Below are 9,259 nucleotides of genomic sequence, written 5' to 3'. Positions count from 1 at the left end.
TGCGGGGCGCCGCCGCGCGCCCAGCGCTCGTGCAGGAACTCGGTGATCTCGGGGAACCGGTGCACGGGGTACGTCTCGTCCTCGGGGAACTCCTCCTCGCCCGGCGCCCGCTCCCCCTCGTTGACGAGCACCCGCAGCCGCCCGGGCCCCCGCTCCCACGCCGACAGCGCCGCGAAACTCCCGCCGAGCGCCCGCCGCGCCCCCCGCGCCGCCGCCCGCCACGTCTCCCGAGCGGACCGCGCCGCGGCCATGGCCTGCGCCAGCTCCACGACGGCCCGCAACCGGGCGTCCTCCGCTCCGTCGCTCATTCGGCCACTTTAAGCAGGTGGCGGGGGGTTTGCCGGACGAGCGGCTACGGAGAGTGAGTACGGGGCCGGGGCGTCCGGCAGCTACGGGACCAGCGCCCCGTCCCGTCCCTCACTCCCCCGGCCACTGCGGCTTCCGCTTCTCGTTGAAGGCCGCCACGCCCTCCGCGCGGTCCCCGGACGTCGCGACCGAGCGCCAGGCCGCGTCCTCGACCTCCAGGCCCGCGCGCAGATCGAGCCCCTGCCCGAGGCGCAGGGCGCGCTTGGCGGCGCGGAGGCCGAGCGGGGAGTGCGCGGCGATACGGGCGCCGAGCGCAAGCGCCTCCGTACGGTCCTCGCCGTCCGCCACCAGCACGTCCACGAGCCCCAGTTCCTTCGCCTCGCGCGCCTCGACGCGGCGGGCCGTGAAGACGAGTTCGGCCGCGCGGGCCGCGCCGACGCGACGCGGGAGGAGCTGCGTACCGCCGCCGCCCGGGATGACGCCGACGGAGACCTCGGGCAGGCCCACGACGGCGCTCGGATCGGCCACGATCAGGTCGCAGGCGAGGGCGATCTCGTAGCCGCCGCCGAGCGCGAAGCCGTGCACGGCGGCGACGGCGGGCACCGGCAGGTCGAGCACGGCGGTGTACGCGGCGCGGGTCACCGGGCGCTGGCGCATGAGTTCCGCGTCCGTGAAGGAGTTCCGCTCCTTGAGATCGGCGCCCACGCAGAAGGCGCGCTCGGCGGAGGAGGTGAGCACGACGGCGCGCACCTCGCGGTCCCCCGCCAGCTCCGCACACGCCGCGCGAAGCGCCTCGGCGGTGGCGGTAGCGATGGCGTTGAGCGCGCGCGGCCGGTCGAGGACGAGTTCGGCGACGTGCCCGCCCTCGTGCCGGCGAACGAGGATGTCGGTCCCGTACCGGCGCTCGGCGGCGGGAGCTTCGGGGTTCTCGGGGGATACGGGCACGGCGGCCTCCGGTCTCGGTGGGTTACCCGACTGCGATCCGCCGATGTTAACGACCGTTACACGCGGGGGGCTTCGGCAGGACGGGGACGGAGCAGCCGAGCGGGCCGGGGCGGCCCGGGACGTCCCCGAGGTCCGCGCCGGGGCAGATCTCGGAGGGGCGGCCCGGCGGCGGTCCCGCGCGGCAAGGGGCGCGAGCGCGCTCCCGCGCCCGTCAGCCCCGCTCCTCGTCCGCCTTCGGCGTCCGCCTCGTCAGCAGCCACGGTTCGACCACGCCCAGGCCGCGGACCGGGCGTTGCCACATGGGCTGGAGGGCGAAGCGGTAGGCGGGGGCGGGGTCGCCCTCCTTCGCGGCGCGGTCCGTCTCCTCCGCCGCCGCCGTCTCGGAGGCGGGCGCCTCGCCGGTACGGATGAGTTCCTCGGCGAAGGCGGAGTCGACGAGGACGGCGTCGCGCGGCGCTATCGAGGTGAGGCGCGAGGCGAGGTTCACCGTGGTGCCGAAGACGTCGCCCATGCGGGTCGCGACGGTGCCGAAGGCGATGCCGACGCGGAGTTCGGGCATCGTCTCGTCGCCCGAAAGGGTCTCGATGAGGCGCAGCGCGATCTCGGCGGCGACGCCGGCGTCGTCGGCGGCGAAGAGGACCTCGTCGCCGAGGGTCTTCACGAGGCGCCCGCCGCGCGCGGCGACGAGGTCCGCCGAGGTCGTCTCGAACGCCTCGACGAGTTCGCCGACCTCCTCCTCCTCCATGCGGCGCGTGAGGCGCGTGAAGCCCACGAGGTCGGCGAAGCCGATGGCGAGCCTGCGGTCGACCATCTCCTCGTCGTCGCTGACCTGCACGACGCGCCCGGTCGCGGCCGCGAGCTGGCGCCGCCACACGTAGACGAGAAATTCCTCCAGCTCGGGCAGGAGCAGTTCCATCAGCGGATACGTGACCTCGGTACGGGTCATCCCCGGCTCGGGGGGCTCCGTGAGCCCTTCGAGGAAGGAGTCGATCTGCCACTCGGCGAGCCGTGCGGTGGTCTGCCCGGTCGAGCGGGCGACCTGGACGGCCATCGCCTCGCTGAGCAGCCCGGCCTCCACAAGACCGGCGAGGCGGCGCAGGGCGAGGACGTCGGCCTCGGTGAGGGCCTTGGCCTGGTTTATGTCGGCGAAGCCCATGGCCCGCCAGAAACGCGAGGCCAGCTCCATCGAGACACCGGCGGTGCGAGCCGCCTGGAAGGGGGTGTAGCGGCGCTCGGCACCGAGGATCAGCGTTTCGAGGCGCAGCGCGAGCGGGTCGTCCTCGGGCGGCTCGTCGCGGGGGGCGCCGGGGACGGAGGGGCCGTGGTCGGCACGCTCGGGCTCACCACCCCGGTCCACCGCGCGGTCCTGCGTCCACTCCACGAGGTTCTCGCGCTCGGAAGGGGCGGAGTGGTCGGAGGTGGCGGAGGCGGAACGGTCGGAGCTGTCCGGGCCGCCGGAACGGCCGGAGTCGCCGGGCTCCCCGGAGCCGCCCGCCCCGTCCGAGCCCTCGGGCCGCCCCGGTCCGCCGGGGGCCGCCGCGTCCGGCTCCGGTACGGGGTCGGGGTCGGCGTCGTGGGGTGCCGGAGGGGTGCCGGAGGGGTCGCCCGCCCCCTCGGGGGCGCGCCGTCCGCCGCCCGGTGAGGCCGGGCCGTCCGCGCCCGAACCGGTGTCGTCGACGGTCACTGCCTGCGCCCTTCCCCTCTGCCGCGGGCCAACGCCACGACCGCGCTCCACGATACGGCAGGTGTGCCCTGGCTCACTCGCCGCCCGAGCCGCCCCGTCGTTCCTCCGGGGGCGGGACGGGGCGCAGATGGACGATGTCCCCCGCCCCCACGGCCTCCCGTGCGCCCCCCGGGGTCACGAGGACGAGCCGCCCGTCCCCGTCGAGCGCGACGGCCTCGCCGATCAGCTCGGCGTCCCCGGGCAGCTCCGCCCGCACCTGCCGCCCGAGCGTGGAGCACCCGGCCGCGTAGGCGGCCTGGAGCCCGCAGGCGGCCGGGTCCCCGTCCGCCTCGCGCCAGCGCTCGTACCAGTCGGCGAGGGAGCGCAGGACCGCGCGGAGCAGCGGGTCGCGGTCGAGCGTGAGGGCACCGGCGAGGGCGAGGGAACCGGCGGTGGGGACGGGCAGCTCGTCGGCGCGCAGCGAGACGTTGAGGCCGATGCCGAGGACGACGGCGCCGTCCGGGGTGGCCTCGGCGAGGATGCCGGCGGCCTTGCGCTCCTCGCCGTCGATGGTGAGGAGGAGGTCGTTGGGCCATTTGAGGGCCGTGTCGACCCCGGCGGCGCGCGAGAGGGCGGTGGCGAGGGCGACTCCGGCGAGCAGGGGCAGCCAGCCGAGCCGCGCGGGCGGGACCTCGGGGCGCAGCAGGACGGAGAAGAAGAGCCCGGAGCGCGGCGGGGCGCTCCAGCGCCGGTCGAGCCTGCCCCGCGCCCCGGACTGCTCCTCGGCGACGAGGATCGCGCCCTCGGGGGTGCCGGCGGAGCGTTCGCGCAGGTCGGTGTTGGTGGAGCCGGTACGGGGCACGACGTCGAGCGCGGTCCACAGCCCGCCGGGCCGCAGGAGCGCGCGGCGCAGCGCGGTGGCGTGCAGCGGGGGGCGGTCGAGATCGGAGTACGGGTTGCTCATGCCCCTACCCCACCACGCTTCACGGACCTCCCCGCCCGGGCCCCGCCCCGGCCCCGTGCCGCCGAAGGCCCGTGCCGCCGGAGACCCGGGCCGCCGGAAGCCCCGCGCCGAGCGATCCCCCAGCGCGCCCCGGCCGCCCGCGCGCTCCCCCGATCCCCGCCGCGCTCCCCGTGTCCCCGCCCGCTTAGGTACGCGTACTCAGGCGCGCGGGCCCCCGCGGTCGCAGCCTGGAACCCATGCTGTGGTCGGACCGGGATGAACAGGAGCCGCCCGAGGAGTGGCGGGCGGCGCAACGCAAGCTGCACCGCGCGGGCGTGCTCCTCGCGTGCGTCATGGTGCTCGCGATGCTTCTCCTGGGGCTCGGGGGATACGTGTGAGCACGTACGCCGCACGGCCTACGATCTCTCCCATGTCCGCACCCGGTTCGCCCTCGCCCTCCCCCTCCCCGCGCCGCCGTCTCGTCCTCGCCTCGCAGTCCCCGGCGCGGCTCGGCCTGTTGCGGCAGGCCGGGCTCGATCCCGAGGTGATCGTGAGCGGTGTGGACGAGGAGGCGATCAGCGCGCCGACGCCGGGTGAGCTGGCGCTCGTGCTCGCGGAGGCGAAGGCCGCGGTGGTCGCGGAGCGCGAGGACGCGCGGGGCGCGCTCGTGGTCGGCTGCGACTCGGTGCTCGACCTCGACGGCGTCGCCTACGGGAAGCCCGCCGACGCCGAGGAGGCCGCGGCACGGTGGAAGGCGATGCGCGGGCGCGCCGGGGTGCTCCGTACCGGGCACTGCGTGATCGACACGGACTCGGGCGCGCGCGCCTCGGTGACCGCTTCGACGACGGTGCGGTTCGGGACGCCGGACGACGCGGAGATCGCCGCGTACGTGGCGAGCGGTGAACCGCTGTACGTGGCGGGGGCGTTCACGCTCGACGGGCGTTCGGCCCCGTTCGTGGACGGCATCGAGGGCGACCACGGGAACGTGCTCGGCCTCTCGCTGCCCACCCTGCGCACGCTGCTGCGCGAACTGGGCTTCGGCATCACGGAGTTGTGGAAGGACTGACCTCGGCGCGCGGGCGCGCGGGCGCGGCGTCGGGGCTCACCAGTATGAGGACGAGCAGCGCGAGGACGACGAGCAGGCCGAGGAAGGCGGCGAGTCCGAGGAGCGCGAGGGAGACGGCCGCGAGGACGCCGTGCACGACGGCCGCGACGATCAGCAGGACGCGGCCCGCGCGCCCGGGGGCGTGGCGGCGCACCGCGCAGCGGAAGGCCACGAAGGCGCAGGCGCAGAGGAAGAGCCCGGCGACGACGGCGAGGACGTAGGAGCCGCTGACGACGGCGTCGGGGTCGGTGCCCGCCAGGGACATGGACTGGTTGTCGACGACGGCGCCCAGCGTGAGGCACAGCAGGATGATCCCGAAGGTCTCCAGCAGCAGGACGAAGCCCGTCACCCAGGCCACCACGGTCCGCGTCATCCTCGGCACACCCGCTTCCGTTCCGCCCCCGAGCCACTGTTACCGGGGGTACACATGGCTCTCCCGCACGCTACTGAGCAGTAGGCGGCCGGGCAAGGGTTCGCGCGGGACACCGGGGCGGGCGGCACTCAAAGAAATCCGCCCCCTTTCGTCGGGACCCCACAAAGAAAGCGCGCCCCTCGCGGCGCGGGCGGACAGAGACCCGGCCCGCCGTGCGGAGCTACGCTGAGGTGGTTCAGGGCCCTTACATGGACTTTCGTCCGGTCGCCTGGGGTCGCGGGGCAGTCGGTGTGGGCAAACTCACCGCCCGGCCGCCTCCGGCGCCTCGTGTCGGCTGTCCCTAAACTCGGCGTGTTCACAGGCGTCGGGGCCCACCCCCAGGGACGAAGAGCGAGAAAAGGGAGCCATCGTGCGCAAGGTGCTCATCGCCAACCGCGGTGAAATCGCCGTCCGGGTCGCCCGGGCCTGCCGCGACGCGGGCATCGGCAGCGTCGCGGTGTACGCGGAGCCGGACCGGGACGCGCCGCACGTGCGCGCGGCCGACGAGGCGTACGCGCTGGGCGGTGACACGCCCGCGACGAGCTACCTCGACATCGCGAAGGTGCTGCACGCCGCCGCCGAGTCCGGCGCGGACGCCGTGCACCCCGGGTACGGCTTCCTCTCCGAGAACGCCGAGTTCGCCCAGGCCGTCCTCGACGCCGGGCTGACCTGGATCGGCCCGCCCCCCGCCGCGATCCGCGACCTCGGCGACAAGGTCGCCGCGCGCCACATCGCGCAGCGCGCCGGTGCCCCGCTCGTCGCGGGCACCCCCGACCCGGTCTCCGGCGCCGAGGAGGTCGTGGCCTTCGCCGAGGAGCACGGCCTGCCCATCGCGATCAAGGCGGCCTTCGGCGGCGGCGGTCGCGGCCTCAAGGTCGCCCGCACGCTCGACGAGGTCCCCGAGCTGTACGACTCCGCGGTGCGCGAGGCCGTCGTCTCCTTCGGGCGCGGCGAGTGCTTCGTCGAGCGCTACCTCGACCGCCCCCGGCACGTCGAGACCCAGTGCCTCGCCGACCAGCACGGCAACGTCGTCGTCGTCTCGACGCGTGACTGCTCGCTCCAGCGCCGCCACCAGAAGCTCGTCGAGGAGGCGCCCGCGCCGTTCCTGAACGAGGACCAGGTCGCGCAGCTGTACAGCGCGTCGAAGGCGATCCTCAAGGAGGCCGGGTACGTCGGCGCCGGGACCGTCGAGTTCCTCGTCGGCAACGACGGCACGATCTCCTTCCTGGAGGTCAACACGCGCCTCCAGGTCGAGCACCCGGTGACCGAGGAGGTCGCGGGCGTCGACCTCGTGCGCGAGCAGTTCCGTATCGCCGACGGCGAGGAGCTGGGCTACGGCGATCCCGAACTGCGCGGTCACTCCTTCGAGTTCCGCATCAACGGCGAGGACCCGGGACGCGGCTTCCTGCCCGCTCCCGGCACGGTCACGCTCTTCGCGCCGCCGAGCGGTCCGGGTGTGCGCCTGGACGCGGGCGTCGAGTCGGGCAGCGTCATCGGCCCCGCGTGGGACTCGCTGCTCGCGAAGCTGATCGTCACGGGCCGCACCCGCAAGGAGGCCCTGGAGCGCGCCGCGCGCGCCCTCGCGGACTTCCGCGTCGAGGGCATGGCGACGGCGATCCCCTTCCACCGCGCCGTCGTCAAGGACCCGGCCTTCGCGCCCGAACTGACCGGCTCCACCGACCCGTTCACGATCCACACCCGGTGGATCGAGACCCAGTTCGTCAACGAGATCAAGCCCTTCGCCGCCCCGGCCGACGGCTCCGGCGACGACGAGACGCGCGAGAACATCGTCGTCGAGGTCGGCGGCAAGCGCCTGGAGGTCTCCCTCCCGGCCCGCCTCGGCATGTCCCTCGCCCGCACCGGCCTCGCGGCCGGCGCGAAGCCGAAGCGCCGCGCGGCCCGCAAGAGCGGCCCGGCCGCCTCGGGCGACACGCTCGCCTCGCCGATGCAGGGCACGATCGTGAAGGTCGCCGTCGAGGAGGGCCAGGAGGTCAAGGAGGGCGACCTGATCGTGGTCCTGGAGGCCATGAAGATGGAGCAGCCCCTCACGGCCCACCGCTCCGGCACCGTCAAGGGCCTGGACGTCGCGGTCGGCGCCTCGCTCAGCTCGGGCACGGTCATCTGCGAGATCAAGGACTGACACGGCTGCCGCGCGGCGCGGCGGTACGGTACCGGGCGGGACCCCGCGAAGGGTCCCGCCCGTTCGCCGTCCCGGAGGCGCGATGAGCCACCCCGTCCGCACCACCAAGAGCGTGCTCGCCGTGGACGGCGAGCGGCTGAGCGTGTACACCGTGACGCCGGGGCGCGAGGTGCCGGGGGCGTACGGCGTCGTGGTGCTGCACGGGGCGGGCAACGGCGACAAGGAGCGGTGCCTCCCGCTTGCCCAGGACTTCGCCGCGCACGGGCACCACGCGCTCGCGCTCGACTTCTCGGGGCACGGCGAGAGCACGGGGCACCTCGCCGGGCTGAGCCTGCGGCGGCGGCGCGACCAGGCCGCGGCGGTCGTGGCCGAGGTGTTCGGGGCCCGGCGGCCGCTCGTGCTCGTCGGGTTCAGCATGAGCGGGCAGACGGTCGCCGACCTCCTCACCCTGTACGGGCGGCGTGTCACCGCGCTCGCGCTGTGCGCGCCCGGCGTCTACGGGCGCGTCGCCTGGGACGTGCCCTTCGGCGGCGGGTTCACCGAGCTGATCCGGCGCCCGGCGAGCTGGCGCGACAGCGGGGCCCTCGCGGCGTACGGGTCCTTCGCGGGACGGGCGCTGCTCGTCGTACCGGAGCGGGACGACGTCATCCCCGAGGAGGTCACCTGGCTCGTGCACACCGCCCTCGCGGCGCGCGCGGACCTCTCGGTCCTGCGGCTCGCGGGCGCGGGGCACGCGCTCGGCCTCTGGCTGAGCGAGCGGCCGCAGGCCCGGGCGCAGCTCGTCGAGAGCCTGCTGGACGGGCTTCAGTCCCCCGTCCGCTCCTCCTGATCGCGCGTCATCCGCACCACGAGCACGATCGTGAGGACGGCGGCGGCGACGAGGAAGAAGTCGGTGGCCAGCACGCTGCGGAAGGCGTCGTAGACCGTCTCGGCCTCGGGCTGCCCGTCGTCGCTCAGGTTCTCGGTGACGAGGAGCATCGCGACGGCGCCGAGCAGGAACAGCCACCACACGTTGATCCACCAGGGGGTACGGCGCTCGGCCGGGTTCTCGTCCCGGGGCGCCGCCGCGCGCCACACGTCCACGACGACGTCGCGCGGGAACCAGACGGAGATTCCGGGGACGATCCAGGAGAACCACACCCACGGGCGGGCGTGGCGCTGCACCTCGGGAGCCAGGACGTCCGCGTTGTCCCGCATCGCCTGGAGCCAGTACACGAGGCCGAGCACGCAGACGACGAGGGTCAGGGCCGTGAGGTCGCCGAGGTAGTGGTACTGCTCCTCCAGCGCGGTGGGGACGCGGTGGTAGCCGTCCTCCGGGTCACCGGGCGGGGCGGGCGGGCGCGGGCCCGCGTGCAGGCGCAGTTCCCAGACGAGGAACACGAGCCGCGCCAGCACCACCGCGCCGAGCGCCCCGACCGCGAACCGCGCGCGGCGCACCACCCGCACGAAACGGGGGGCGGCGGCGCTGCCGGACAGGGCGAAGCTCATGGGGCGCTCCTCGGTGGGGGACGGTGGAACGGCTGTCGGCGTAGACGCCCACGCGACGGCGAGCGGTTCCGGCCCGTAGCGGTTCCCGGCGCGGCCCGGCGAGCGCTACGGAGCAGCCGTACGGTACGGGGGCGACGCCGCCCCGGGCCGGTACAGACGCGGCCCCGGGCCCGTACAGACCGCCGGACTCGTGCGGCAGCCCCGCGCCGCCCCGCCTACGCGCGACCGTCGGCCCCCCTCACCTGCGGTGCGCGTCC

9 protein-coding genes and 1 pseudogene are annotated in these 9,259 nt (G+C 75.2%); 4 read left to right on the top strand and 6 right to left on the bottom strand.

All coding sequences use genetic code 11. The features are described from left to right. The 4 genes and pseudogenes from G3I42_RS09430 to G3I42_RS09415 all read right to left on the bottom strand — a co-directional run. Positions 1–308, bottom strand: a pseudogene (locus tag G3I42_RS09430) (diguanylate cyclase); the annotation flags it as partial. 109 nt (positions 309–417) lie between these two features. Beyond that, positions 418–1,251: an enoyl-CoA hydratase-related protein gene (locus G3I42_RS09425; RefSeq protein ID WP_164284225.1), complete on the bottom strand. Its 834-nt coding sequence runs from the start codon at positions 1,249–1,251 to the stop codon at positions 418–420. Between the two features lie 211 nt (positions 1,252–1,462). Further along, positions 1,463–2,632 (bottom strand): adenylate/guanylate cyclase domain-containing protein, encoded by a 1,170-nt coding sequence (locus G3I42_RS09420; protein WP_343244499.1) that lies wholly within the window; start codon positions 2,630–2,632, stop codon positions 1,463–1,465. Positions 2,633–3,008: 376 nt separating this feature from the next. Continuing rightward, complete coding sequence (locus G3I42_RS09415) at positions 3,009–3,878, bottom strand: biotin--[acetyl-CoA-carboxylase] ligase (RefSeq protein WP_164284221.1); 870 nt, start codon at positions 3,876–3,878, stop codon at positions 3,009–3,011. A 236-nt stretch (positions 3,879–4,114) separates the two neighbouring features. On the opposite strand from G3I42_RS09415, the gene G3I42_RS36905 reads away from it, so the two are divergent. After that, positions 4,115–4,255: a hypothetical protein gene (locus tag G3I42_RS36905; protein WP_203606581.1), complete on the top strand. Its 141-nt coding sequence runs from the start codon at positions 4,115–4,117 to the stop codon at positions 4,253–4,255. A 32-nt stretch (positions 4,256–4,287) separates the two neighbouring features. After that, positions 4,288–4,923: a nucleoside triphosphate pyrophosphatase gene (locus G3I42_RS09410; RefSeq protein WP_164284219.1), complete on the top strand. Its 636-nt coding sequence runs from the start codon at positions 4,288–4,290 to the stop codon at positions 4,921–4,923. On the opposite strand, the gene G3I42_RS09405 is transcribed toward G3I42_RS09410, so the two are convergent. Continuing rightward, a complete protein-coding gene (locus G3I42_RS09405; protein WP_203606580.1) occupies positions 4,901–5,335 on the bottom strand; it encodes a hypothetical protein in 435 nt (144 codons plus the stop codon). The genes G3I42_RS09410 and G3I42_RS09405 overlap by 23 nt on opposite strands. 409 nt (positions 5,336–5,744) lie before the next feature. Here G3I42_RS09405 and G3I42_RS09400 point away from each other — a divergent pair, with 409 nt between their 5' ends. Continuing rightward, positions 5,745–7,514 (top strand): biotin carboxylase N-terminal domain-containing protein, encoded by a 1,770-nt coding sequence (locus tag G3I42_RS09400; protein ID WP_164284215.1) that lies wholly within the window; start codon positions 5,745–5,747, stop codon positions 7,512–7,514. A gap of 82 nt (positions 7,515–7,596) precedes the next feature. Continuing rightward, positions 7,597–8,343 (top strand): alpha/beta fold hydrolase, encoded by a 747-nt coding sequence (locus G3I42_RS09395; RefSeq protein ID WP_164284213.1) that lies wholly within the window; start codon positions 7,597–7,599, stop codon positions 8,341–8,343. Here G3I42_RS09395 and G3I42_RS09390 read toward each other — a convergent pair. Then, on the bottom strand, positions 8,319–9,002 hold the full coding sequence (locus tag G3I42_RS09390; protein WP_164284212.1) for a DUF4328 domain-containing protein: 684 nt from the start codon (positions 9,000–9,002) through the stop codon (positions 8,319–8,321). The two genes, G3I42_RS09395 and G3I42_RS09390, sit on opposite strands and share 25 nt — an antisense overlap. Between the last annotated feature and the right edge of the window lie 257 nt (positions 9,003–9,259).

This window comes from Streptomyces sp. SID11385 (assembly GCF_010548245.1).
Taxonomy (GTDB): domain Bacteria; phylum Actinomycetota; class Actinomycetes; order Streptomycetales; family Streptomycetaceae; genus Streptomyces.
This window is presented reverse-complemented; position numbering and strand designations above follow the sequence as displayed.

What these genes read in the sequence shown, in the direction of transcription:
- G3I42_RS09415 (WP_164284221.1), bottom strand. Translation starts at nt 3,878, where the DNA reads ATGAGCAACCCGTACTCCGATCTCGACCGCCCCCCGCTGCACGCCACC.
- G3I42_RS09390 (WP_164284212.1), bottom strand. Translation starts at nt 9,002, where the DNA reads ATGAGCTTCGCCCTGTCCGGCAGCGCCGCCGCCCCCCGTTTCGTGCGG.
- G3I42_RS36905 (WP_203606581.1), top strand. Translation starts at nt 4,115, where the DNA reads ATGCTGTGGTCGGACCGGGATGAACAGGAGCCGCCCGAGGAGTGGCGG.
- G3I42_RS09405 (WP_203606580.1), bottom strand. Translation starts at nt 5,335, where the DNA reads ATGACGCGGACCGTGGTGGCCTGGGTGACGGGCTTCGTCCTGCTGCTG.
- G3I42_RS09395 (WP_164284213.1), top strand. Translation starts at nt 7,597, where the DNA reads ATGAGCCACCCCGTCCGCACCACCAAGAGCGTGCTCGCCGTGGACGGC.
- G3I42_RS09410 (WP_164284219.1), top strand. Translation starts at nt 4,288, where the DNA reads ATGTCCGCACCCGGTTCGCCCTCGCCCTCCCCCTCCCCGCGCCGCCGT.